Genomic DNA, 24,433 nt, shown 5'->3' with positions numbered 1-24,433 from the left:
TTCTATCCCCCCAGCCTTGCCAGGGCTTGTATCGCTTTGGCGTTCCCCTGGGCGGCGGCCTTGCGATACCAGGCCTTGGCTGTCGCCCGGTCGGCGGGGACCCCGCCCAGGCCCTTTTCATAGATGATTCCGAGGTTGTATTGGGCCGAGGCGACATTGTCGTCGCTGGCGCGTCGGAACCACTCGAGGGCGGTCCGTTCGTCTTTCTCGACGCCCTTGCCAAGAAAATAGAGCAAGCCCAAATCGCTCTTGGCGACCGCGTGGCCGCTCTCTGCGGCGATGCGCAACTGCTCGAAGCCTGCGTTATCGTCGCCGGCGGCGACATAGGCGCGGCCGAGTTGGAAGCGGAAGCGCACGACTTCGGGGAAGTCGTGCACGGCCTTCTTGCAGGCGTCCACGGCCCGGGCGCTTTCGATCGCTTTGGGATCGGCGATGCCGGCGATCGGCTGGCCGGCTTCCCTGGCTCGCTCGCGGTCTTCCGGATCGGCGGCCAGCCGGTCGCAGACGGTCACCGGCACGATCACCTCCGCCGGCGGCGGGGGCGGGGGCGGCGGCGATACTGGCGGCGGCGGCGGTGAAACCGGCGGCGGCGGCGGGCTGGGCAGGTCGGGCAGAGTCGGTGGCGGCGGCGGTGATGCCGGCGGCGGTGGCGGCGACACTGGGGGCGGCGGTGGCAGAACCGGCGGCGGTGGCGGCGATACCGGCGGTGGCGAAACCGGCGGCGGTGGTGGCGGCGATACAGGGGGTGGCGGCGGCGGTGGCGGCGACACTGGGGGCGATACCGGGGGCGGTGGCGGGCTGGGCGTGTCGGGCAGGGCCGGCGGCGGGGGCGGGCCGTTGGCGACCACGGTGGTCTTGCCGAACAGCAGTTCGGGCTTCACCACGGCGACCGTGCCGACGCCGCCGGCCGCGATCACCAGGAGGCCCAGCCCGGCCCACAGGGCAACCCGGCTGGCGCCGCTCTTGGGCGTCGCAGCGGCGGACTTGCTCTTGGTCGTCTTGGTAGGCACGCCGATGATCGGCGGCGGCTTGGCATCACCCGCCGCGCGGGTGATCTCGGCCTCGACCAGTTCGCGCATCGATTGCGGGCGCTGGGCGGGATCGGGCGCCAGCATGGCACCGATCTCGTCCCGCAACGCCGCCGGCAGGGCCGAAAGGTCGGGCACCGCGCCGCGCTTGGCCACCGCGGTCTGCAGCGAGAAACCCATGTCCAGCTTTTGGCCCAGGGCGCCGGCGGCCAGCACCAGGGCCAGGCTGTAGATGTCCGACCGGCCGTCGACCTGGCCGCCGTAAAGCCCGAACTGCTCGGGCGCGACATAGGAATACTTGCCGGCGAACTGGTCGCCCACCACGGTCTTCTCGGTCGGGTCGGACAGCTTGGCGATGCCGAAATCGATGATCTTGGGATGGTCGATCTGGCCGTGTTCGAAGATCACATTGTCGGGCGACAGGTCGCGGTGGAAGACGCCTTCCTCGTGGGCGACGGCCAGCGCCTCGGCGGCGCGGCGCTTGACCATGCGCACTTCGTCGACGGTCAGCGGGCGCTCGCGCATGACATGGCCCAGCGACGGCCCGTCGACATATTCCATCACCAGGTAGGTGCGGCCCTGCTCGTCGCGGAACAGGCCGTCGTAGGAGACGATGCCGCGGTGATGGATCCGGCGCAGGGTGATCGCCTCGCGCCGGAACAGCTCGACCACGTCGGGCACGCTGGCCAACTCAGGCCGGATGATCTTGATCGCGTGTTCGGTACCCAGCGTGTCGTGGCGGGCGCGATAGACCTCGCCCATGCCGCCGCGTGCCAGGAAGGCGATGATGCGATAGGTATGACCCAGCACCGTGCCCGGGCCAGCGCCGAACCCCGTCGGGCGCCGCCGGCGGCACCGGCCGGCCGCCGGTCACCTCGGTGGGTGGTTCATCCTTGTCCGCCGCCATGCCCCTGGATCCGTTCCTAGTCGATCAGGCCGAGATGGCGCCAGATTCGCCGCCGGTCGGCAACCATGGCGGCCAGGCGCTCGGTCGGGTTTGCTGCCGCCTGGCCGCCGCCCGCCGTCTCGAGTTCGCCGGGGTCGGCAAGATCGGCCAGTGCCTGGACCAGCCCGGCATCATCCAGGTTCGGCAGATTGTTGAGCAGGGCCACGGCGATCAGGTCGACCGGGGCCATATAGCCGGCGTTGCGCACCGCCGGCACGGCGACCGGCACGCCAAAGCGGGTCGCCAGTTCGGGGATGCGCTGGGCCGCCCGGCTGTTGATCCTGCGGCAGCGCGCCACCATGGCGGCGTCCGTGATCGGCGCCGCGGCTGCCACGCGCCTGGTGGCGAGCAGCACGCCCACCGCCTCGGCCATGGATTTGGGCGGCTGGCCGGGCCAGCCGGGCTGCCGCAACAATTCGCCCAGCGTCATCGGCCCCTGCTCGGCCAGGGCCTCGATGATCGGCTTGAAGATCTCCTCGGGCAGGGTGACCAGGCCCTCGGGCGCGCCGAAGCGATAGGGAAACTCCGCGGTATCGCCGGACAGTGCCAACGGCACCGAGGCCAGGCCCGCCTCCTGCTCGCGCGGCGACAGGCGGCGCAGGCCCTTGACGTGGATGTCGGCCCGGAATGTCCGCACGCGGCAATAGTCGCGCAGCGTCTCGGCCACCACCGGGTCGGCGACCGCCCCGATGATCTCGGCCTGGGTCGGGGTGACGAAGAACTTGTCGAACATGTCGATCGCACGGGCGGCGCCGACGTATTCCAGCTTGGCCCCGGCGAAGTCGCGGGCGACGTCGGCGAAGAACAGCGGCCGCCAGTAGCGGTTCAGGTATTCGTGGGCGACGTAGCTGGGATTGTGGTCCTCTTCGAACAATTGCTTGGCCAGTTCGTTGCCGGCCAGGTGCACCGCGCCGGCATCGAACAGGCGCTTCATCATCTGGAAGCCTTCCGCCATGCGCTGGACCGGGGGCCGGCGCTCAGGCCCGCCACCTCGGACAGCAGGCGCTGGATGGCAAAGCCGCTGCCCCAGCCCGGCATGGCGTTGTAGCTGGTATAGACCAGGCCGCCGGGATTGAGCTTGGTCGCCAGCAGGCGGATGATCGCCTCCTGGTTCTCGCGGCTGATCCAGCTATAGACGCCGTGCATGGTTACATAGTCGAAATTGGGCAGGGCAGGGCCGCGGCCGGCGGCGAGGTCGTCGAAGCTTGCCTCGTGGAACGAGACGTTGTCGATGCCAAGGCCGGCGGCGAAATCGCGCGCGCGGGCAACCTGGGCCGGCATGAAGTCGATGGCGTGGACGTCGATGTCGGGATTGGTCGCGGCAATCATCGTCGCCGTCATGCCCTGGCCGGCGCCCAGCTCGCAATAGCTGATGCGGCCGTGGGGCATCGGCGGTTCCACAGCGTGCAGCAGGGCCATCAGGTCGAGATGGTTAGGCCCCTGCTCGGGATAGCAGGCGGTGACGTATTCGATGCTGGTGACGTAGCCGGCGGACCAGTCGGACATGGGAATGGTTCCTTACACCGCGTCGAGATCGAAGATCGCGTCGTCGGGATCATGCGAAAAGGGCGTGCTGGCCAGCCAGCCGTTCCAGCCCAGCCGGCTTTCCCCGGCCAGGACGGGCGACGGCACTTGCGTACGGTCCAGCGACAATTGCAGGTCGAAGCCGAAGTCGGGCCCGACGGCCAGGCGGGTGATGTCGGTCAGGGCCTTTACCTTGGGCCCGTCGGGCAGCCAGCTTCGGAAAGCGTCATAGGTGAGCGGCCCGATGCGGATGCGGAACCGCCCCTGGACATCGACCACCTGCACCCGGCCACCGCATCGAGCCCCAGGCGGCAGAAGGTGCCGTCGGGATTGGCGCGGGTGGGCAGGCGGCTTTGCTCGTCGACCGGGATCGGGATGACGTTGCGCACGAAGGGAATGATCTCGACCGCGGTCTCGAAAATATTCGACAGCATGGCCGACAGGGCCACCAGCGGCATCTGCCGGCGCGACAGGAAGCCGGCGTGATGGATCGCCATCTCGTCGGGCACGGCCAGCCGGTCTTCCAGGAACGGGCTGCCCAGGCCGATCATCGCCTTCAGCGCGATGGTGACGTTGTCGGTCTCGCCCGCCTCGCGCGCCTCATAGGCCAGCGGCAGGCGGTACTTGCGGGCCGAACGCACGAAGTGCGAGACGAAGCGGTGCAGAAACAGGTCGAGGAAGGCGTGGTAGGCGGGCTGGCGGCCGCGCTCGGCCTGGATCGCCATTTCGGCATAGGCCGGGGGCAGGGCGCCGGAGACGCCGTCCAGGGTCATCGCCTCGACGGTCAGGCGCGGCGGCAGGCCATCGGCAAAGCCCGCGATCTCGCCGGCCGGGAAGGCGACACCGACGGCGCCGGAAAACCGCACCGGCTCCAGCCTGGGGTCGCCGTCCTGGCCGATCAGGGTTTGCCCGGCCAGGCGCGGGTCGTCCTGGGCAGCCTCGCGCGCCGCCCGCTCGAGCAGGCGCACCGCCTGGACGAGCGAAAATTCCTCGGGCGCCTGGCGCAGCGCCGCGATCACACTAGCGGCTTCAGTCCTGCCCGCGGCGGCCATTTTTTGAGTATCCGGTCTTGTCCCTTCACCGCGACGGTGAGGCGGGTGAAGGCGTTGATCGAGGCATAGAGGCCGAAGAAGCGGTCGAGCACGCAGGCGAGCAGGAAGGCCCCGCCGCCACCCAACTGGTTCTCGCCAGATCCAGGCGAACGTCAATGCCGCGGCAGAAGGCGGCGACCCCGCCGCCGTCGGGCGCGCGCGCCGTGCCCCGGCTCGACGTGATATTGGCGATGGCATCGATCAGGGCCGAGGTTTCGCGGCTGTCCTTGAGATCGTAGAGCTTCAGGATCTCGCGCAGGGCGTCCGCCCTTCCAGGGCATCGGTCAGCGACAGGTGATTGAGCAGCAGGTGCGAGACCAGCCGCCAGCGCCCCAGCTTGCCCAGTTGCGGCCGCAAGGGGGGGTGTGCGCGGTCAGCAGGGCCAGCGACTGCACCCCGGCGGTGTTCTTGGCCAGTTGCAGGCGCGGCCGGCCGGTGCCGAAGGGCAGTTGCGGCGGCAGGTCGCGATTGAACGCCAGGACCTTGACCGAGGTGGTCCAGGCGGCCGGGGCGTTGGTCTCGAACGCGGGCGAGACCAGGCCCAGGAACACCTCGCTGCCGCCGACGCTCTCGGCGCCGGGCGACGGGTGGTGTGCCAATAGGATTGCGCCTTGAGCCCCAGCCCGTGGCGGATCGAATAGAACGGCTCGACCTCGACCTCTTCGCCCGCCGGGCTGGTCAGGCGTACCTGCTCGACGGCATAGATCTCCAGGCCCCGGGCGCGCCGGGCGTCGGGCACGATGCGGTACTCGAAGCTCCGCTCGGCCAGGTGGATCGGCTCGGCCCGCATGGGGAACAGGTTGACGATGGGGGTGCAGCCCAGGGCGAAGCTGTCGCCCGAAACCGTGCGCTCCAGCTCGGTCACGCTGCGCGACAGGTAGATGAAGACTTCCAGCTTGTTGCCGGCGCCGACCAGGGTCTTGCGCTCGATATGGTCGAGGTCGAAGAACAGGAATTTCTCGGGGAAGGCGAACAGTTCCGAGAGCAGGCGGTAGCCGATGAAGGAGCGGTTGGGATAGGGCAGCAGGCCCTCGTCGGGCTCGAAGCCCACCGGCCGCAGGGCATCGGTGTCCAGGATCACCGGGTTGGGGTCGTTCACGCCGTCGGCCAGCGCGATCGACAGGGTCGAGGTGAACAGCAGCTCATAAAGCGCCTGTGCCACCTGGGTGGTGCCACGCAGGTGGAAGCGCAGGCGCGACAGGTCGAGCTTGTCGAAGGTCAGGTCCGGCTGCGTGGTCTTCAAGGTCAGGCGCAGGACCGAGGCGGCGCCGGCACCGCGCGGGTTGGCCGGGGCGTTGATCGGCCGGCCGGTCAGGGTGACCGCCTCGATCCTGATCGGGTGCAGGGTGACGGGATAGGCGGTGCGGAAGCGGCACTCGCCCTCCCTCATGCCCTCGACCGTTTCGATCTCGGTGCCCGCGCCCAGCGTCAGGCTGGCCCCCAGGTCGTCGGACGGGCGCACCTGGGCGATCGCCAGCGACGGGATGGGCGAGATCAGGTGCGGGTAGAGCACGCCCAGCAGGCTGTCGGTCAGTTCGGGGAATTCATCGTCCAGCTTCAGGCGGACGCGGGCGGCGAGATAGGCGAAGGCCTGGATCAGCCGTTCGACATGGGGGTCGGCCACGGCATCGGCCGAGACGCGCAGGCGCCCGGCCTCCTTGGGGTGGGCTTCGGCAAACTCCCCCGCCAGGCGGCGGATGTGCTGCAGTTCGCGATTGAAGTAGGGAAGCAGGTCGTCACTCATGCTCGTTCTCGACGACCGCGAAGGTCCGCGTGGCCGACTCGAGCACGGAATCGAGGACGATCGGCTCGGGTGCCGGATCGGCATACATCATGGCGTTGACGCGGATGCGGAAGGTCCGGTCGGCGGTATCGTCCTGGCCGGTAATCTCCACCGATACGCTTTCAAAGCGCGGCTCGAAGCGGCGGATGGCCTCTTCGATCGCCCGGCGCAGCGCCTCGATCCGGGTTTGCGAATCGAAGGTGCCGGCGGTGAAATCGGGAATGCCGAAATTGATCAGCGAGGCTTCCAGCTCGGCCAGGTCCGGCGCCCAGGAGCGACAACGCTGGCGGGCATTGAGCAGCACTTCGAGGTCGCGGCGGACCGCGGCCTTCAATTCCCGCAGCGAGGCGCCGCGGGTCCGCACGACCTCGCCACTGCCGGTTGCCGGCTCGACCAGGCGGTCGAGCACGGAAATCGTCAGCGGCTGGTCGATGTAGGTGGCGTCGCTCACGCGGCCGCCTCTTGGGTCAACTCGATGACGCCCAGGTCCATCGCCGCCACGGCATCGTCGCCGATCAGGAAGGTGCGCTGGCCGACCCCGCGCACCGGCGTGCCGTCGCCGCCCAGCCAGTCGCTGGCCCGGCCCAGGCGCACGGCCGGGGTCGCCGGGGCATCCTTGGGCGGGACATAGAGCGTAGGGATGAACACCTCGCCCTCCGGCCCGTCCTTCACCGCCAGCAGGGCGCGGCGGAACAGGAGGTCGCGGGCCCGCTCGGGCGCATGGAACTCGATCCGTATCACCCGCTCGATCGCCACCCAATAGCACTTGCCGGTCGAGGTCAGCACTTCCAGCGTGCCGCCCAGGATATCGTCGAGATCGCGCCAGTCCTCGAACGGCGTATCGTCATGGGTGCCGGCGACGCGCGGGCTCTCGGCCGCGGCCAGGGTGGCCTGGGCGGCGGCAAGATCGCCGGCGCGCGCTTCCGCCAGCGCCCGCAGCCGGGCCGACAGATGGGCCGGCGGCTCGCCCAGCAGTTCGGGCACGCGCCCGGCGTTCCACACCTCGTGGCGGGTGATCTCGGCGCGGATGATCTGGCGGAGCAGGGCCAGCGGCATGGCCGCCTTGGGCTCCTGCGTGGTCAAGACGTCGAGCTGCTTGTCGGCCCGGGCATAGTCGCCGGCGAAGCACAGCAGCTCGGACAGGAACACCCGCTCGCCGACTTCGGCCGGCTTGGCCTTGACGATGGCGACCTGGGCTGCGACGGCGGCCTCGATATCGCCGGCATCGAAGGCATCCTGCGCGGCCGTCCTCAAATTCGCCATGGTCTTGTCTCCTGGTCTTATGGGTCTGTCAGGCTGCCTGGCCCGAGGGAAGCGCCGTCACCAGGCGGAAGGTCGACAGCACTTCATCGAGCTGGAAATGCGGCTGCAGGTGAATGACGCAGTGGAAGTCGCCCGGGCGCCCGGGCAGTTCGCTGACCTCGACCCGGCCGTCGCGCAAGGGATAGCGCGCGCGCGTCTCGGCCGGCAGGTCGGTGGTGGCGGTGGTGTAGCGGGTCAGCCAGTTCGCGAGGTAGCGCTCGCAATCCTCGGGCGTCATGAAGCCGCCGATCTTGTCCCTGGTGATCACCTTCAGATAGTGGGCGAAGCGGGAAATGCACAGCATCGACTGGACCATGGCCGACAGCCGGGCATTGGTCGTCGCCAGGGTCTCGCGATAGGTCTTGGCCAGTTGGGTCGACTGGTTCGACTGGAACACCGAATAGCCGGTATAGGCGGCGCGCTTCAAGGGGATGAAGCCCAGTTCCGCCAGTTCCCGCTCCATGATGTCGCCGATCGCCACTTCCATCGACGGCTTGGGCGCCACGCCCGGCCGGTCGGTAGGGAAATATTCGACGTTCAATTCGGTGACCAGGCCGCCGGCCTCGCCGTCGCGGTCGGCGCCGCGGATGTCGCCGAACCAGTTGTAGTTGGCATAGGCGCGGATCACCACGGCGGCAAAGGCAAACCCGGCACTGCCCCACAGGTAGCTACTGGCGTTCAGCGTCGAGGCTTCTTCCTTGTAACGGAAATTGTCCCGCCTCGAACCGTCGTCGCGATGGGGCAGGCGCATCAGGATGCGGGGCATGGCGACGGCGATGAAGCGCGCATCGTCGGTGTCGCGGAAGGCGCGCCAGCGGGTGTATTCCGGCTGGGCGAAGCCGGCGGTCAGATCGGTCGCCAGGCCTAGGTCGCGGAAGGTGTCGACGCCGAACAGGGCGGGCGCCGCCGAAAAGATGAACGGACAGAACGAGGCCGCGGCAACACCCGAGAGGTGGCGCAGTACGGTAATGTCGTCGGTTGCCTGGCCGGGGCGGGGGCGGTGGCTGATCTCGTGGTCGACCAGCATCAGGCCGAACGGCTCGCCACCCGGCATGCCGAATTCCTGGGTATAGACCTTGTCGAACATCCGGCTCTGGTCGAAATCCGCGGCCTGGTCGGCGTCGCGGCCGATCTCGTGCCAGCCGATCGACAGGATGCGCACCTTGATGCCCTTGTGCCCGGTCGCATTGTCGACCGTGAAGGCCGTCCCGCGCCACAGGCCCTCCAGCCGCTGGAAGGCCGGGTTGTGAAGGATGGCATCGACCATCTGGCCCAGCAGGGCGTCGATCGCCGCGACATCGCGGTCGATCCGGGCGGCGAGGCGCTTGGCGCTGCCGGCGATATCATCCGCCACCGTGGGCCCGTACCAGGCGACCAGGGCCTCGGCCAGGTCGCCTTCGACCAGCCATTCGGCGAGGCGACGGGCTTCGCGCCCGTGCGTCTCGCCGAACCAGCCGGCAGACAGCGCCGGGACCCCGGTGCCGAGCACGATTTCGCGTAGGCTCGGCTCCGGCGTCGTCGGCATCAGGCACTCCCGCGGCGGCTCAGGTGCCGACCTGCGGGATACGCGCGACCATGCGCATGGAGGTGGTGAGTTCCTCCATCTGCAGCCAGGGGCGCATGTAGGCGACCGCGTTGTAGGAGCCGGGCTTGCCCGGGATCTCCTTGACCTCGACCCGGGCCTCGCGCAGCGGGAAGCGGGCCTTGGCCTCGGGCGAGGCGCCTTCGCTGGCGTTGGTGTAGTTGCTGATCCAGCGGTTGAGCCAGGTCTCGCAATCGGACGCTTCCATGAACGAGCCGATCTTGTCGCGCGCCATCACCTTCAGGAAGTGGGCGAAGCGGCAGGTCGCCATGTTGTAGGGCAGGCGGGCCATGATCGAGGCGTTGGCGGTCGCGTCCGGCCGGTCGTACTTCTTGGGCCGCTGGGCGGTCTGCGCGCCGAAGAACACGGCGAAGTCCGTGCCCTTGTAGTGACACAGGGGCAGGAAGCCGCACTTCGACAGTTCCGCTTCGCGGCGGTCGTGGATGGCGATTTCGGTGGGGCACTTCTGGTCGGGATCGCCGTCGTCCGAAATCACGTTGTGGGTGGGCAGGCCCTCGACCTTGCCACCGCCTTCGGCGCCACGGATCGTGGTGCAGAAGCCGTTTTCGGCAAAGGCGGTGGTCATGCGCACGCCCATGGCATAGGCCGCGTTCATCCAGCAGTACTGGTCGTGGTCCATCGCCTTGGCGTTGCCGCGGGCGTCGAACGGGGCCTCCTCATAGGTGAACTCGTCGATCGTCTTGGTCGTCGTGCCATAGGGCAGGCGGGCCAGGACGCGCGGCAGGACGAGGGAGACGAAGCGGCTGTCTTCCGAATCCCGGAAACCGCGCCACTTCGAGTACTCGGTCGAGTCGAAGATCTTTTCCAGATCCCGCGGCTTGGACAGTTCCTGATAGCTGTCGAAGCCGAACATCTTGGGCCCGGCCGCCGAGACGAACGGGGCAAAGGCCGCGGCCGCCACGTTGGAGGTCAGCGACAGCAGCTCGATGTCCTCGGGGTGGTTGGTGAATTCGTAGTCGCCCAGCAGCAGGCCGTAAGGCTCGCCGCCCGGGGTGCCGAACTCGTTCTCGTAGATCTTCTTGAACAGGCCCGACTGGTCGAACTCGACCGCCTTGGTCAGATCCTTGTACAGATCGCGCTTGGTCGCGTTCAGCATGCGGATCTTCAGCGAGGTGCCGGTTTCGCTGTTCATGACCAGATAGTTCAAGCCACGCCACGAGCCTTCCAGCTTCAGGAAGTCGGGGGCGTGCATGATCTCGGCGAGCTGGGCCGAGAGCATGGCGTCGAGCTTGCCGATCGCCTGGTTGAAGGTGACCGTCAGGTTCTTCGAGAAGGTGACGGTACCCTTGAGCGCCTGTTCCGTGAGGTTACGGATCAATTGCTCGGCCTCGGAACGCTCGGTCTGCTTGGTCGCTGAAATCGCCTGGTCCAGCAGGCTGACCTCTTGCGTTGCTGCGCCGGCTACGGCGCCTTGAGCTTCTGCTTCAGCCATCACGCATTCCCCTTGTCGCCAAGTTCCTTGGACAGCTGGTCGAGTTCGCTCTGGTTCTGCAGAACTTTCTCGAGCAGGCCTTCGAGGTCTGCCGACCGGTCGGCCTTGGCCATCAGGTCGCGCAGCTTGTTGCGGGTTTCGAGCAGGGCCTTCAGTGCCGGCACCTGCTCGACGATCGAACCGGGTTCGAAATCGGTCATCGAGTTGAACTTGAGACCGACGGACATTTGCCCGCCCTCCTCGGTCAGCTTGTTGTCGACCTTGAGGTTCAGGGCCGGGGCGAGACGCGCCATGACATCGTTGAAGTTGTCACGGTCGATGGTGATGAACTTGCGCTCGGCCAACGGCGCCAGCGGCTTCTCGGGATTGCCCGAGAAATCGCCCATGACGCCGACGACGAAGGGCAGTTCCCGTTCGACCATCGCCCCGCCGGTTTCCACTTCGTACTTGATGTGGACGCGCGGCTTGCGTACCCGCTCGAGCTTTTCATTGATGCTTGCCATGGTGACCTCCCGATCTCCTGTTCAAGAAACAGACTCTGCCAATGCTTGACGTGGCCCGCGCGGCGCGGTGCAGCGCGATCGACGTGGTGCTTCGGACCTTGTGGCGCCCTGTGCCGCAGCGCAGTGACGGTGATCACGTTCGCGGCAACTGACGGGGCGCTGAATGCTCTAAGCAAACTCAATAACTGCTGCTGCCGTCCCCGCTGGGATCCGGCAGCTTGAAGCCCGCATGGGCGAAGAACTGCTTACGCACGCTGTCGTCGCTCAACAGCTCGGCCATCAGCTCAGGCAAGCTCAGACGAGCACGGCGCACCGCATCCTGCAAGGTATAGGAAAGGACCGAGTGCGGCTCGGTCCGGCGGAAGAAGTCAGCGATCTGTTGCAGCGCGCCCAAGGCCGCCTCGCGGTTCTTCAAGGCATCGCCCGAGGCCAGCGAAAATCCCCCGCCGCCGCCCGCGCCCACGGCCGCCTCGCCACCGGCCTGGGTACCGGCATCGCCCGTCTCGGCTGGCGGCGGGGGCAGGACGTTGCGCCCCAGACTTCGGGTGGTTTCCTGCAATTGCTGCAGAAATTCCCGCAAGCGCGAAAACGAGGGGGCGGCCGAGCCGGCCTTCTCGGTCAGGATGGTGTCGAGTTCGGCGACCGCCGCCAGCGCCTCGGTGGTCCCGGCGATCAGGTCCAGGAAAAAGGCGACCGGGGTCGCATTCCCGCTCTGTTCGATGGTCTCGATCGTCAAGGCACCTTCGGCGATACGCTTGTCGCGTATCTCGGCCGGTTTTTGTGCAAGTGCGAAGGCGTTTTCGTGCTGCCACACGGCATAGCTGATGCCGGTGGATGCCTTGGTGATCGTCAGGCGCCGCAGCGGCGCGAACAAGGTGCCCTCGGCGCTTTCGCCGTTGAGCTGGGCGATCGGCCGGACCATTTCGTACTGGTCGCCGTCCTCGGCGGGCGGAAAGGTGGCCGGCCAGAAGCTGGTGACCAGGCCCGATATCAGGCGGAAACCGTGGGCCAGCCCCGGCAGGCCATTGGCGCGCAGCAGCGCCTCGCTCAGCCACGCCGCGAGTTCCAGATCCTTCGACTTGGTGGCGATCAGATTAGGCACCTGATCGAGGATGATCTTCCATTCGGGCACAAGGCCGGTCTCGACCTCGGACTCGTCCAGCCCCTCGCGCCGCCGCTCCGCCTGGGTGGCGGTCTTGCGGGCGTCACGCAGGTTGCGGATGGGCGCGGTCGGGGATTCGTCGGCACGCAGATCAACACCCGACGGGGCTTCTCCCTCGATCGGTACCAGCATGGCCCCCAGGTCGGGCAAAGCTTCCATGACGACCGTCCCCCCAATCGCCCCACGAACGGGGGCAGACGTTAACACAGGTGCCTGGCCGGTAACAGCGCCAACAGCCCTGGCACCGACCGGCAATGCCCGCCGATTCAATGGCTTCGCGCAGCCCGGTAGCGGCAGAACCCGGGGCGATGCGCGCCCGGCAGCCAAGTTAACGATCTGCCGTTTGCCTGCCTGTGACGAATGACACAGTGTGTACCATTGGCGCCTACGGTCACAAGATCGGGCTGCCGTCTGCCGCTATGGCATTGATCGCACTAGGTTAGGGGCGCGGCGACATCCGGGGTATCCTTCGAATGAAGGATGCGTGCCCGCAGAATTTTGCAGTAGCTTGCCGTGCGTAACCTGCCTAGGCTGCTGCCGATCAAGCGTCTCAAATTCGGGCGCTGGCATGTCGCGGCAGCGAACAGAAATTGCTGCGCCGCCGCAATATTTGCCGCGCCGGCAGTTCGGGGGGACAGAATGGCGGGGATCGACCTACGCGCGCTCATCAGCAAGCTTGACGACACCTGCCGCCGCGCCCTCGAGGGGGCGGCGGGCCTGGCCATGTCGCGCAGCCATTATGATGTCGAGATCGAGCACTGGCTGATCAAGCTGCTCGAAGTGCCCGACAGCGACCTGACGCTGCTGGTTCAGCGCTTCGAACTCGACCCCGCGCGCCTGACCGCCGAACTCAACCGCGTTCTTGACAAATTCAAGACAGGCGGCAGCCGGGCACCGGCCCTGTCCCAGCACGTCGTGACCCTGGCGCGCGAGGCCTGGACGACGGCGTCGCTCCAGCTCGGGGCCAACCTGGTGCGTTCGGGCCATCTGCTGATCGCGTTGTTATCTGATGAATCACTGATCGGCTTCGCGCGTGACGTGTCGCAGTCGCTGGCCAAGATCCCGGTCGAGGTGCTGCGGCGCGAACTCGACACCCTGACCCAGGGCGGCGCCGAGACGCGCGCGTCGGCGGGCGGCGGTGGCGGCGGTGGTGCTGCCGGTGGCGACGGTACCCCGGCCATGGGCAGCGGCAAGACGCCGGCGCTGGACCAGTTCACCATCAACCTGACCGAACGGGCGAGGGCCGGCAAGATCGACCCGGTGCTGGGCCGTGACGCCGAGATACGCCAGGTGGTCGACATCCTGACCCGGCGGCGCCAGAACAACCCGATCCTCACCGGCGAGGCCGGCGTGGGCAAGACCGCGGTGGTCGAGGGCTTTGCCCTGAAGATCGCCACGGGCGACGTGCCCCCGGCCATCCAGGGGGTCGAGGTGCGCACCCTCGATCTGGGCCTGCTGCAGGCCGGGGCCGGGGTGAAGGGCGAATTCGAGAATCGCCTCAAGCAGGTGATCGAGGAGGTCAAATCCTCGCCCACGCCGATCATCATCTTCATCGACGAAGCCCATACGCTGATCGGGGCGGGTGGCCAGGCCGGCCAGGGCGATGCCGCCAACCTGCTGAAACCGGCCCTGGCCCGTGGCGAGCTGCGCACCATCGCGGCGACGACCTGGGCCGAATACAAGAAATATTTCGAGCGTGACGCCGCTCTGGCCCGCCGCTTCCAGGTGGTCAAGGTCGAAGAGCCCAACGAATTGACCGCCTGCGCCATGATCCGCGGCCTGGTCGGCACCCTGGAGAAGCACCACAAGGTGCGGATTCTGGAAGAAGCCGTGGTCGATGCCGTGCGCCTGTCGCACCGCTACATCGCCGGCCGGCAGCTTCCCGACAAGGCGGTCAGCCTGATCGACACCGCCTGTGCCCGCGTCGCCATGAGCCAGAACGCGATTCCCGCCGCGATCGAGGATCGGCGCCGGGTGATCGAGCTGACCGGGGTCGAGATTTCGATCCTGGAGCGCGAATCGCTGTCGGGGGCCGACCATGCCGAGACCCTGGGCAAGCTCAAGCTGCGCCGGGACCAGGCGGCCGAGGACCTCAAGACGCTGGAGGCCCAGTGGGAAGAGGAAAAGACCCTCGTCCCCGAAATCCGCCGCCTGCGCGAGGAAATCGAGAAGCTGGGCGCGGACGGCGGCGAGGCCGCGGCCCCGTTGCGCGAGCAGTTGCTGGCAGCCGAAGGCAAGCTCAAGGCCCTGCAGGGCGAGCGTCCGCTGCTGAAACCAGTGGTCGACGGCCAGGCCATCGCCGAGGTGGTGGCGGCCTGGACCGGGATTCCCGTGGGCCGCATGGTCGCCAACGAGATCCAGGCAGTCATGAAGCTGGAGCAGCGCCTGCAAGAGCGCGTGATCGGCCAGGATCATGCCTTGAAGGCGATCGCCCAGGCGATCCAGACCTCGCGCGCCAAGCTGACCGACCCGCGCAAGCCGATCGGCGTCTTCCTGATGGCCGGCACCTCGGGCGTCGGCAAGACCGAGACGGCGCTGACCCTGGCGGAAGCGCTCTATGGCGGCGAACAGAATGTGACCGTCATCAACATGTCCGAATTCAAGGAGGAGCATAAGGTCTCCCTCCTGATGGGCTCACCGCCCGGCTATGTCGGCTATGGCGAGGGCGGCGTGCTGACCGAGGCGGTGCGGCGCAAGCCCTATTCGGTGGTCTTGCTGGACGAGATGGAAAAGGCCCATCCCGGTGTCCAGGACGTGTTCTACCAGGTCTTCGACAAGGGCCAGTTGAAGGACGGCGAAGGCCGCGACATCGACTTCAAGAACACCGTCGTGATCATGACCTCGAACGCCGGTACCGAAACGATTTCAAAGCTTTGCGCCGATCCCGAGACCATGCCCGATCCGGAAGGCCTGGCCGAGGCGGTGAAGCCCGAACTGCTCAAATTCTTCAAGCCGGCGTTCCTGGGCCGCTGCACCGTGGTGACCTATTACCCGCTGGCCGACGATATCCTGCGCAAGATCATCGAGCTGCAGATCGGCCGCATCCGCCGCCGGGTCGAGGACAACTACGGCGCCGTGTTCAGCTATGTGCCCGAACTGGTCGATCACATTGCAGTGCGCTGCAAGGATCCGGCCTCGGGCGCACGCAATATCGAGAATATCCTGTCGCGCGGGCTGCTGCCGGACCTCTCCGCGCGCCTGCTGGCGCGCATGGGTGAAGGGGCCCCAGTCGAAGCGGTTCGCGTCGGGTTGGATGGTAATGGCGGGTTCCAGTTCGACATCACTTGAAACCGTGACTGGCGTCACAGCCCTGAAACGCCGGGGGGACTAAATACTAGGGGCGACGAAGGGGACTGGTTCCGCACCCAAATACAGGAACGGTCCTTGAGTTCGCGGCGATGCCGTCCCGGCGCCGCCGAGTTCATCCAGAGGCGATCGGCCAAGTTACAGGGACGACGGAGGATAAAATGGCGCTGTACATGAAATTCGACCCCATCAAGGGTGACGTTACTGAAATCAACCACAAGGACTGGCTGTTGATCCAGGCGATCAGCAACGGCTTCTCCCGCTACCTGACCAGCGCGGTCGGTGCCGGTCAGAACCGCGAAGGCTCGACCCCTGATTTCCAGGACGTGCACATCACCCGGACGACCGACAAGGCGACCCCGGAACTGATGAAGCTCGCCCTTGACGGCGGTCGCGGCAAGGAAGTGATCTTCGAGTTCACCACTTCCGACCAGACGCCCTTCGTGTACTACCAGATCAAGCTGTTCGACGTGATGATCTCGTCCTATCAGCAGTCTGCCGCGGGCGGTGGTGCCGGTAACATCCCGACCGACAGCATTGCGCTGAACTTCCGCAAGTTCGAAGCGAAGTACATCCAGCGCAAGACTGACGGTTCGCCGGGCGAATCCAAGCTCGCCGGCTACGACCTGTCGACGGCGAAGGCGCACCTCTGACGCGCCGGACGGCAGCGGCCCGATCGTGGCGACAGGATCGGGCCCTCGTCTTTAAGTCAGTGTAATGCTTCCCGGCGCAGCCTCGGCTGCGCCGGGGCCCTTTCAGCCGGTACGCCGCGCGCCGAGGGATCCATTGGAGGCCACCATGTTCCGCAGCAAGTCCTTTCTGAACCGGGGTATCGCAGCCTTGCCGCTGTGTTTGCTGTTGGGCGCCGGTGCCGGCGCGCAGTCGCGAGTCGACATGCGTGGCGTGGATCCGTCGCAGTGCGACGTCTACCTGGCGATCGGCCGGGCGCTGCCGCCCGAATGCCAGAGCGCCGCCCCCTCGACCGGGGTCACCACCCGCGGCCTGGGCCTCGATATCGAGGAAGGCGGGGCGCCGGGCACCGCGGCCGGGGTTGCCCCGCCGGCGGGCGGCACGCACACCCCGCCCGATGTGAAGGAAGGCGTCTTCACCCTGCAATTCGCCCTGAATTCGTCGGTGCTGACGCCGCAGGCCCGCGCCGTGCTCGACAAGGTCGCGGTGGTCATGAACGACCCGGCCAGCGCCGGCGCCAAGTTCGTCGTCAAGGGCTTCACCGATGCCAGCGGCTCGGGCGAGACCAACATGCAGCTCTCCATGGCCAGGGCCCGGGCAGCGCGCGACTATCTGGTCACGGTGCGCGGCGTCGCGGCCGCGTCGATCACGGCCGAGGGTTACGGCGAGACGCAACTGCTTTCGGGGATCGGGCCGAATTCGCCCTGGCACCGTCGGGTCGAGATTCTGGCCGATTTCCGCGGCTGATCGCGGGGACGTGAATCATGAGCGCGCGTGACGACGCCAAAGAGGCCGAGCGACCGTTCCGCCTGACCACGCCGCTGGGCAAGGATACCTTGATCGGGGTCGGCCTGTCCGGCCGCGAGGCGGTGTCCGAGCCCTATCATTTCCGCATCGAAGTGGTCTCGAAGCGCGACGATATCAAACCCAGCGACCTGCTGGGCAAGCCCTTCGGCTTCGAGGCCAAGATGGCCGCCGGCCGCCAGTTCCACGGCCTGGTCAAGAGTGTCGCCCCCGGCATGATGGCCGACCGGCAATTCAGGGCCTATTCGGTCGAGATCGTGCCGTGGTTCTGGTTCCTGAAGCTGACCAACGACTGCCGGGTGTTCCAGAAGCAGACGGTGAAGCAGATCCTGGAAAAGGTGTTCGGCGACTCGGGCTTCAAGGACTATGACCTCTCGGGTATCAAGGGCACGCACCCCAAGCGCGAATACTGCGTGCAGTACCGCGAGAGCGATTTCGACTTCGCCTCCCGCCTGATGGAGGAGGAGGGGATCCACTATCATTTCGAGCATTCGGCGGGCAGCCACAAGATGATCGTGGCCGATTCCAACGATGCCTTCGGCACGGTTGCCGACCCCAAGAAGCCGCTGACCGGGGCGACCCGGGAATGGCTGGGGTTGCAGTCGTTCCGCACCGAGGGCGAATACCGCCCGACCAAATATGTCCAGACCGACTACAATTACGAGACCCCTAGCCAGTCGCTGGAAACCAATGCCCCCACCCTGGCCGACCTGCCGGGCAGCCCGGTCTACGAGATTTTCGACTTCCCCGGCCTCTACCCGGTGAAAGCCGATGGCGAGGCGCTGACCAAGCTGCGCATGGAAGCCGAGGAGTCGGCCCAGGCCGGCGCCTGGGGCGACGGCGGTGCGCCCGACCTCTATGCCGGCGGTTCCTTCGAGATCGATGGCGACATGGCCGGTGCCTCGGGGCGCAAATGGGTGGTGGCCGAGATCGAGCATGCCGGCAGCGACCGCAGCCTGTTCGGCTCGCTGGGCGCCGGCTCGACCACGACCTATTCCAATCGCTTCAAGGCCTTCTCCAAGGCGGTGCCGTTCCGCCCGCCGCGCAGGACGCAGCAGCCGGCCATCGCCAGCATCCAGACCGCGGTGGTGGTCGGCCCGGCGGGCGAGGAAATCAACGTCGACAAGATGGGCCGGGTCCTGGTCCAGTTCCACTGGGACCGCTACGGCGACCGCAAGGGCTCGACCTCGTGCTGGGTGCGCGTGGCCCAGCCCTGGGCCGGCAACAAGTGGGGTACGGTGTTCACGCCGCGCATCGGCGATGAGGTGGTGGTCAGCTTCATCGAGGGCAACCCCGACCGGCCGCTGATCACCGGCAGCGTCTACAATGCCGAACGCATGCCGCCCTATTCCCTGCCCGACGAGAAGACCAAGACCGGCATCCGCACCCGCTCCAGCAAGGGCGGTGGTGCTGCCGATTTCAACGAGCTGACCTTCGACGACAAGAAGGGCCAGGAACAGGTCTATTTCCACGCCCAAAAGGACATGGAGCGCAAGGTCGAGAACGACGAGAAGATCGACGTCGACAACGACCAGACCGTGACCATCGGCAACAACCAGAAGATCACGGTCGAGAAGGCCAATCGCGAGATCAAGGTCGAGAAGGGCAACCAGAAGACCGAGATCAGCATGGGCAACCTGTCGATCAAGGTCTCCATGGGCAACATGGATACCAAGATCGACCTGGGCAAGCAGGACACCGAGGCGTTGCAGTCGATCGAGATGAAGGTCGGCCAGTCGAGCGTGAAGCTCGACCAGACCGGCGTCACCATCAAGGGCATGATGATCACGATCGAGGGCCAGGTGATGGTCCAGACCAAGGCACCCATGGTGCAAGCCCAGGCGGATGCGGTTCACATCGTGAAGGGTGGTATCGTCCTCATCAACTGACGGGACGGCACGAACGAGGGGTTTTGAGGGAATGACGGCGGCGACACTGGCCAAGATCGCGACGCTGCGCAGCGGCGACATCGCGCGCCGGTATCAGCCCAGCGAGCGGGTGATCAAGGCGTTGCAGGCGGCACCGACGGCCGATGGCGCGGTGCGGGCCCTGCTCGACGGGGATTCGCCGGAGGCGACGATCGAATTGCTGGCCCATGCCCTGCCCAAGCGCGAGGCCCTGTGGTGGGCGGCGACCTGCGTGCGCGAACGCCTGCCCGACCCCGCGCCCAAGGGCGAGGTGCAGATGCTCGACGCCGCCGAGGAATGGGTGCGCAAGCCGACCGACGAGGCGCGCCGCGCCACCTATGCGCTGGCCACCGCGAACGGCATGGACAGCCCCGCCGGGGTGGTCGCGGCCGGGGTGTTTTTCGCCGGCGACAGCCTGGCGCCCGCGGGTCAGCAGGCGGTACCGCCGCCGGGCCACCTCGTCGGTGTCATGGTTTCGAATGCGTTGAGATTGTCGGCCGTGCGCCGCGAGCCGGAACAGGCCCGCCAGTGGCTGGCCCGTTTCGTGGAGATCGGCGTCGATATCGCGTCTGGCGGCTCGGGCCGCAAGCGCGAGGCTTGAGAGGAAAGGAACCGGCCATGCCGCCCGCTTCCCGTGTCGGAGATATGCATGTGTGCCCGATGGTGACACCGGGCGTACCGCCGATCCCCCACGTCGGTGGGCCGATCCTGCCGCCCTGCGCGGTGACCGTGATCACCGCGATGATGCCCCAGGCGCGCGTCACCGACATGTGCCTGTGCGTCGGGCCGCCCGACATCATCGTGCTGGGCAGTTTCACCGTGCTGGTGAACAGCCTGCCGGCGGCGCGGATCGGCGATATGACGGCCCATGGCGGCACCATCGTTTTGGGTGCGCCGACTGTAATCATTGGCGGTTGAGGAATTCATGCCCCTGGTCCTGACCTTTACCGGAACACCACCCGACGGGTTGCCGCCACGCTATGTGGTGCCGCCGTCGGGGGCTGCGATCGGTCGGGGCCAGGCCAATGACTTCGTCCTGCCCGACCCCGAGCAGAAACTCTCGCGCCGTCATTGCGAGGTCCGGCCCGAGCGCGGCGGCTGGCTGCTGTTCGACAATTCGACCAACGGCACCTTCCTGAACGACCAGCCCGAGCGGCTGGACCCGCGGGTGCCGGTGCTGCTGCAGAACGGCGATTCGATCATCCTGGGCGGCTATGTCCTGGTGGTGGTGATCGAGCCCGATCCGGTGGCCGAACCCGACTATCCCATGCCGGTCGAACAGGCCGCCGCCGACCTGAATGCCGGCCGCTTCGATGATTTCGATCGCTTGCGCAACGATCCCGGCGGTGGCGCCGGCCCGGTCGACGATCCTTTTGCTGCCTTCGACATCGAACCGCCGCCTGGCGGTGGCAGTGCGCCGCCATCGGATTTCCGCCTGGACAGCGCCGTGTCCCAGGACCCGCCGCCGTCGCGCCAGTCCGACCTCTACCAGGTGGGCCGCGTCGATCCGGCCGCCGATTTTTCGGCCGAGACGGAAGATCCCTTCGCCGCCTTCGATCTCGAGGCGCCGCCGCCCGGCAGCGGCGCCCAGGCCGATCACGCCGATCACGGCGCGGTCCAGTTCAAGCCGCCGCCCGCCCGCCGCGACGTCATCCCGAAGATTGGCTGGACCAGCCCGAACCGGTCTCCCCGCCAGTCTCCCCGCCTGTCGCCCAGCCCATCACCGCCGCGGTGTCGGTGCCGGGCGGCGGCCGCGACGACAACGGCTTCGATGCGGTGGACGAGGCGCCGCCCCTGCCGCCGCCGACACCGGTGTCGCCGGTGGTGCCGCCGGTCTTGAGCCACGCCGGTCCCGTGGCGGATGCGGGCGACGCCCTGGCCGTCTTCCTCGCCGGCGCCGGCATGACGGCAGCCGATCGGCCCGGCGGCGAGTCGACTGTGGCGATCCAGCTTGCCGGGCAGATTTTCCGCGTGCTGGTCGAGGGCGCCCGCGACCTGATCCAGACCAGGGCCAAGCTCAAGAACGAATTCCGCATCGAGCAGACGATGATCGGCCAGGCCAACAACAACCCGCTGAAGTTCGCGGTGACCTTGGAGGAGGCGCTGGCGGCCATGCTGCAGCCGCCGCGCCAGGGCTATCTGGGGCCGGTCGAGGCGGCGCGCGAGGTCTTCGCCGACCTGCAAGCCCACGAGATCGCGGTCATGGTGGCCTTGCAGACGGCGATGAAATCGGTCCTCAAGCGCCTGGACCCGGCCACGATCAAGACCAAGGTCGATGGCGAGGGCGGCGGCTTCTCGATTGGCGGGGGCAAGAAGAACAAATACTGGGAACTCTACGAGGTCCTGTTCGGCGAGGTCGTCGGTGGCCTCGACGAGGATTTTGATAAGATATTCGGGCGCGCTTTTGCTGCGGCCTATGAAGACCAGATCCGGCGGCTCTGATTCTCGTAATCGGGGGGCGCCTCGCGGGAGTGGATAGATGGGGTGGAACGACAAGGTCGTCTGGTCGGAGGGGATGTTCCTCCGGACCCAGCATTTCCAGCAGTTCGATCGCTATGTCGAACGGCTGGTGCGTGGCCGGGTCGACGGCTTGCGGCCCCATGCCTGGGGCCTGACCGAGTTCGCACTGAACCGCGACATGCTGAAGACCGGGCGGCTGGCGCTGATCAATGCCGCCGGCGTGTTCGAGGACGGCACGCCCTTCGCCATCCCCGACGAGGCCGATCACCCGGCCCCGCTGGAAGTGACCGAGAGCGTGCGCAACCAGGCGGTATTCCTGGCCATCCCGCTGCGCCAGCCGGGCGCCCCGGAATTCACCCTCGATCCCAAGGCCGAGACCCCGGCACGCTATGCCGCCCATGAATTCGAGGCGACCGATGCCATCCACGGGGCGCCGGGCATCGCCGGCCTGAACGTCGGCCGGCCACGCCTGCGCTACCTGCTCGAATCCGATGACCGTGCGGGTTACGCCTGCATCGGCCTCACCCGCATCGTCGAGGTCCAGGCCGACAAGCGCATCGTCATCGACGAGCGCTTCATCCCGCCGGTGCTGGCCTGTGCCGCCTCGCCGCAACTGATCGGCTTCGTTACAGAGATTTTAGGCCTGCTGCACACGAGGGGTGAGGCCCTGGCGGCCCGTGCCTCGGCTTCCGGCACCCGGGCCGGCGTCGGGCAGTTGTCGGATTTCCTGCTGCTGCAGATCGTCAATCGTTACGAGCCGCTGTTTGCCCATTATGGCGCCGGCAACCTGATGCACCCCGAGACCTTCTACATGACCGGGCTGGAGCTGGCCGGCGAACTGGCGACCTTCACCGCGGCGGCCAAGCGCCCGCCGACCTTCCCGACCTATCGCCACGAGGATCTGCAGCGCACCTTCCACGCCCTGATGACCGAGTTGCGCCAGTCGCTGTCGGCGGTGCTGGAACAGACCGCGATCAACATCCCGCTGCAGGAGCGCAAATGGGGCATGCGGGTCGGCGTCATCGCCGACAAGAGCCTGCTCAAGACCGCGACCTTCTGCCTGAGCGTGAAGGCCGACATGCCGCCCGAGGTGCTGCGCCGCAACTTCCCCAGCCAGGTGAAGATCGGCCCGGTCGAACAGATCCGCGAGCTGGTGAACGTGCAGTTGGGCGGCATCGGTGCCCGGCCCCTGCCGGTCGCCCCGCGCGAAGTGCCGTATCATGCCGGTGCCAGCTATTTCGAGCTCGATCGTTCCAGCCCGTACTTCGGCCAGCTCGCCACCTCGGGTGGCATCGCCATCCATCTCGCCGGCGATTTCCCGCAGGTGGCGATGGAACTCTGGGCGATCAAGGCGTGAGCCGGTAGGGGGGAGGCGCCGCCATGGCCGACAAGGACAATCCCTTCGCTGAACCGGGCGACGAAGAACGCACCCAGATTCAGCCGATGCCCGGCGGCCGGCAGCCCGATACGGTCGCGCCGCAAACCCCGCGCCCCGGCGTGCCGCCCCAGCAGCCCTATCAGCAGCAGCCCTATCCGCCCCAGCCCGGCGGCCGCCCGATGCCGGGCGGCGGCGCGCCGCTGGCCGGCCGCGGGGCACCGCTCGCCGGCGGTCCCATGGCGGGTGCGCCGGGGGCGCCGCCGCCGGCCGATCCCGATGCCCCGCGCGAGGTGGTGGCGACGGGCATGAATCCGCTGGTCGCCGCCGCCTCGCCGGTGCTGGGCCTGTGCACCAGGGTGCGCGGTGCCGCCCGGCAATCGGACGTCGACGGCCTGCACGCCCGCACCATCGACGCGATCCGGCAGTTCGAGGTCGGCGCCCGTCAGACCGGGTTGCAGCCCGATGCCCTGTCGGCCGCGCATTACGCCCTGTGCGCGACGATCGACGACCTGGTGCTGTCGACGCCCTGGGGCGGGCACGGGGCCTGGGCGCGCCGCTCGATGATCTCGATCTTCCACAACGAGGTGACGGGCGGCGAGCGCTTCTACGACATCCTGCGCCGCTGCGAGCGTGATCCGGGCCGTTTCATCGACGTGCTGGAACTGATGTATGTCTGCCTGTCCTTGGGCTTCGAGGGCGAGATGCGGGTGCTGCCGCGCGGCGCCTCGGAACATGCCAAGATCCGTGAGGGCCTCTATGCCCTGATCCGCCGCATCCGCGGCGAGGTCGAGCCGGAAGTCTCGCCCCATTGGAAGGGCCTGGACGCGTCGGATGCCACCATCCGCGGCGCGATTCCGCCCTGGGTAATCGCCGCCGGCGCGCTGCTGTTCCTAGGGCTTTCCTATTTCGGCCTGTCCTTCGTGCTGAACGGCCAGACCGATCGTGCCCTGGCCTCGATTGCCGAGATGTCGCCGACCGCGCCCACCCGCATCGTGCGGCCCGAGCCGGTCCGGCCGCCGCCCCCGCCACCCCCGCCGCCGCCGGCGAACGTGGAAAGCCGGGCCGAGGTCATCGCCCGCTTTCTCGAGCCCGAGATCAGGGAAGGCATCGTCGAGGTGGTGGAGACCGCCCAGGCGATCCGCGTCACCCTGCGCTCGGCCAAGGCGCGGGGCATGTTCGCCTCGGCCAAGGCCGACCTGCTGGAAGCCTATGTGCCGATCGTCGACCGGGTCGCCAAGGCCCTGGCGACCGAGCCCGGCGACATCATCATCGAAGGCCACACCGACGCCGACCGCCTGACCCGGCCGCCCTACAACAACAACTATAACCTCTCACGGGCCAGGGCCGAGGGGGTGCGCGACATCCTGGTGGGCCACGGCGTCGATGCCGCGCGCATCACCATCATCGGCAAGGGGCCGGACCAGCCGGTCGCGCCCAACGACACGCCGGAGAACAAGGAACGCAACCGCCGCATCGAGATCATCCTCAAAAAAGTCCAGCAGGAGTAGCGGGCC

The 24,433-nt window shown here is 67.5% G+C and carries 18 protein-coding genes and 4 pseudogenes; 10 read left to right on the top strand and 12 right to left on the bottom strand.

The window, feature by feature from the left end; genetic code table 11:
* Positions 1–2 precede the first annotated feature (2 nt).
* From D3874_RS15945 to tssA, 12 genes and pseudogenes are all read right to left on the bottom strand, one after another.
* Entirely contained in the window at positions 3–1,838 is a 1,836-nt protein-coding gene (locus D3874_RS15945; protein WP_119778958.1) for a serine/threonine-protein kinase, read from the bottom strand.
* 113 nt (positions 1,839–1,951) lie between these two features.
* Positions 1,952–2,929: a methyltransferase regulatory domain-containing protein gene (locus D3874_RS15940; protein ID WP_119778957.1), complete on the bottom strand. Its 978-nt coding sequence runs from the start codon at positions 2,927–2,929 to the stop codon at positions 1,952–1,954.
* Positions 2,908–3,480 (bottom strand): class I SAM-dependent methyltransferase, encoded by a 573-nt coding sequence (locus tag D3874_RS15935; RefSeq protein WP_119778956.1) that lies wholly within the window; start codon positions 3,478–3,480, stop codon positions 2,908–2,910. The genes D3874_RS15940 and D3874_RS15935 overlap by 22 nt, the downstream gene beginning before the upstream one ends.
* A gap of 12 nt (positions 3,481–3,492) precedes the next feature.
* Positions 3,493–4,550, bottom strand: a pseudogene (tssG, locus tag D3874_RS15925) (type VI secretion system baseplate subunit TssG).
* A pseudogene (locus D3874_RS31245) lies at positions 4,514–4,836 on the bottom strand (type VI secretion system baseplate subunit TssF). Before D3874_RS31245 ends, tssG begins: the two co-directional pseudogenes overlap by 37 nt.
* Before the next feature lie 166 nt (positions 4,837–5,002).
* A pseudogene (tssF, locus tag D3874_RS15920) lies at positions 5,003–6,333 on the bottom strand (type VI secretion system baseplate subunit TssF); the annotation flags it as partial.
* Complete coding sequence (gene tssE, locus D3874_RS28595; protein ID WP_158596059.1) at positions 6,326–6,823, bottom strand: type VI secretion system baseplate subunit TssE; 498 nt, start codon at positions 6,821–6,823, stop codon at positions 6,326–6,328. The gene tssE and the pseudogene tssF, both read right to left, overlap by 8 nt.
* On the bottom strand, positions 6,820–7,635 hold the full coding sequence (locus D3874_RS15910) for a type VI secretion system accessory protein TagJ (protein ID WP_119778953.1): 816 nt from the start codon (positions 7,633–7,635) through the stop codon (positions 6,820–6,822). Before D3874_RS15910 ends, tssE begins: the two co-directional genes overlap by 4 nt.
* Before the next feature lie 28 nt (positions 7,636–7,663).
* Positions 7,664–9,199, bottom strand: a complete 1,536-nt coding sequence (gene tssC / locus D3874_RS15905) for a type VI secretion system contractile sheath large subunit (protein ID WP_119778952.1) — start codon at positions 9,197–9,199, stop codon at positions 7,664–7,666.
* A 19-nt stretch (positions 9,200–9,218) separates the two neighbouring features.
* A complete protein-coding gene (gene tssC / locus D3874_RS15900; RefSeq protein WP_119778951.1) occupies positions 9,219–10,709 on the bottom strand; it encodes a type VI secretion system contractile sheath large subunit in 1,491 nt (496 codons plus the stop codon).
* Positions 10,709–11,212, bottom strand: a complete 504-nt coding sequence (gene tssB / locus D3874_RS15895; RefSeq protein WP_119778950.1) for a type VI secretion system contractile sheath small subunit — start codon at positions 11,210–11,212, stop codon at positions 10,709–10,711. Before tssB ends, tssC (D3874_RS15900) begins: the two co-directional genes overlap by 1 nt.
* A gap of 178 nt (positions 11,213–11,390) precedes the next feature.
* Positions 11,391–12,533 (bottom strand): type VI secretion system protein TssA, encoded by a 1,143-nt coding sequence (gene tssA, locus D3874_RS15890; RefSeq protein ID WP_119778949.1) that lies wholly within the window; start codon positions 12,531–12,533, stop codon positions 11,391–11,393.
* A gap of 480 nt (positions 12,534–13,013) precedes the next feature.
* Between tssA and tssH the strand changes: the two genes are divergently transcribed.
* The 10 genes and pseudogenes from tssH (at position 13,014) to icmH (ending at position 24,427) form a co-directional block, all read left to right on the top strand.
* A complete protein-coding gene (gene tssH / locus D3874_RS15885) occupies positions 13,014–15,662 on the top strand; it encodes a type VI secretion system ATPase TssH (RefSeq protein WP_119778948.1) in 2,649 nt (882 codons plus the stop codon).
* A 179-nt stretch (positions 15,663–15,841) separates the two neighbouring features.
* Positions 15,842–16,333 (top strand): Hcp family type VI secretion system effector, encoded by a 492-nt coding sequence (locus D3874_RS15880; RefSeq protein ID WP_158596058.1) that lies wholly within the window; start codon positions 15,842–15,844, stop codon positions 16,331–16,333.
* Between the two features lie 145 nt (positions 16,334–16,478).
* A complete protein-coding gene (locus tag D3874_RS15875; RefSeq protein ID WP_147385689.1) occupies positions 16,479–17,117 on the top strand; it encodes an OmpA family protein in 639 nt (212 codons plus the stop codon).
* 17 nt (positions 17,118–17,134) lie between these two features.
* Complete coding sequence (locus D3874_RS15870) at positions 17,135–19,063, top strand: type VI secretion system Vgr family protein (protein WP_119778945.1); 1,929 nt, start codon at positions 17,135–17,137, stop codon at positions 19,061–19,063.
* A 31-nt stretch (positions 19,064–19,094) separates the two neighbouring features.
* Positions 19,095–19,682 (top strand): DUF6931 family protein, encoded by a 588-nt coding sequence (locus tag D3874_RS15865; protein WP_119778944.1) that lies wholly within the window; start codon positions 19,095–19,097, stop codon positions 19,680–19,682.
* A gap of 59 nt (positions 19,683–19,741) precedes the next feature.
* Positions 19,742–19,999 (top strand): PAAR domain-containing protein, encoded by a 258-nt coding sequence (locus D3874_RS15860; RefSeq protein ID WP_233559971.1) that lies wholly within the window; start codon positions 19,742–19,744, stop codon positions 19,997–19,999.
* A 7-nt stretch (positions 20,000–20,006) separates the two neighbouring features.
* Positions 20,007–20,279: pseudogene (locus D3874_RS30475) on the top strand (FHA domain-containing protein); the annotation flags it as partial.
* A gap of 224 nt (positions 20,280–20,503) precedes the next feature.
* Entirely contained in the window at positions 20,504–21,523 is a 1,020-nt protein-coding gene (gene tagH, locus D3874_RS15850) for a type VI secretion system-associated FHA domain protein TagH (RefSeq protein WP_338016755.1), read from the top strand.
* A 37-nt stretch (positions 21,524–21,560) separates the two neighbouring features.
* On the top strand, positions 21,561–22,898 hold the full coding sequence (tssK, locus tag D3874_RS15845; protein ID WP_119778940.1) for a type VI secretion system baseplate subunit TssK: 1,338 nt from the start codon (positions 21,561–21,563) through the stop codon (positions 22,896–22,898).
* A 23-nt stretch (positions 22,899–22,921) separates the two neighbouring features.
* On the top strand, positions 22,922–24,427 hold the full coding sequence (gene icmH / locus D3874_RS15840; RefSeq protein WP_119778939.1) for a type IVB secretion system protein IcmH/DotU: 1,506 nt from the start codon (positions 22,922–22,924) through the stop codon (positions 24,425–24,427).
* Positions 24,428–24,433: the final 6 nt, after the last annotated feature.

Origin of the sequence: Oleomonas cavernae, assembly GCF_003590945.1 — a bacterium.
GTDB classification, from domain to species: domain Bacteria; phylum Pseudomonadota; class Alphaproteobacteria; order Zavarziniales; family Zavarziniaceae; genus Zavarzinia; species Zavarzinia cavernae.
Note: the sequence above shows the minus strand (reverse complement) of the source record. Positions and strands in the feature narration are given on the sequence as shown.

Bases quoted from the DNA above. Each gene is read 5' to 3' on its own strand.
- D3874_RS15940 (WP_119778957.1), bottom strand. From the start codon at position 2,929: ATGGCGGAAGGCTTCCAGATGATGAAGCGCCTGTTCGATGCCGGCGCG.
- D3874_RS15935 (WP_119778956.1), bottom strand. From the start codon at position 3,480: ATGTCCGACTGGTCCGCCGGCTACGTCACCAGCATCGAATACGTCACC.
- D3874_RS15910 (WP_119778953.1), bottom strand. From the start codon at position 7,635: ATGGCGAATTTGAGGACGGCCGCGCAGGATGCCTTCGATGCCGGCGAT.
- tssC (WP_119778952.1), bottom strand. From the start codon at position 9,199: ATGCCGACGACGCCGGAGCCGAGCCTACGCGAAATCGTGCTCGGCACC.
- tssC (WP_119778951.1), bottom strand. From the start codon at position 10,709: ATGGCTGAAGCAGAAGCTCAAGGCGCCGTAGCCGGCGCAGCAACGCAA.
- tssB (WP_119778950.1), bottom strand. From the start codon at position 11,212: ATGGCAAGCATCAATGAAAAGCTCGAGCGGGTACGCAAGCCGCGCGTC.
- tssA (WP_119778949.1), bottom strand. From the start codon at position 12,533: ATGGAAGCTTTGCCCGACCTGGGGGCCATGCTGGTACCGATCGAGGGA.
- tssH (WP_119778948.1), top strand. From the start codon at position 13,014: ATGGCGGGGATCGACCTACGCGCGCTCATCAGCAAGCTTGACGACACC.
- D3874_RS15880 (WP_158596058.1), top strand. From the start codon at position 15,842: ATGGCGCTGTACATGAAATTCGACCCCATCAAGGGTGACGTTACTGAA.
- D3874_RS15875 (WP_147385689.1), top strand. From the start codon at position 16,479: ATGTTCCGCAGCAAGTCCTTTCTGAACCGGGGTATCGCAGCCTTGCCG.
- D3874_RS15870 (WP_119778945.1), top strand. From the start codon at position 17,135: ATGAGCGCGCGTGACGACGCCAAAGAGGCCGAGCGACCGTTCCGCCTG.
- D3874_RS15865 (WP_119778944.1), top strand. From the start codon at position 19,095: ATGACGGCGGCGACACTGGCCAAGATCGCGACGCTGCGCAGCGGCGAC.
- D3874_RS15860 (WP_233559971.1), top strand. From the start codon at position 19,742: ATGGTGACACCGGGCGTACCGCCGATCCCCCACGTCGGTGGGCCGATC.
- tssK (WP_119778940.1), top strand. From the start codon at position 21,561: ATGGGGTGGAACGACAAGGTCGTCTGGTCGGAGGGGATGTTCCTCCGG.
- icmH (WP_119778939.1), top strand. From the start codon at position 22,922: ATGGCCGACAAGGACAATCCCTTCGCTGAACCGGGCGACGAAGAACGC.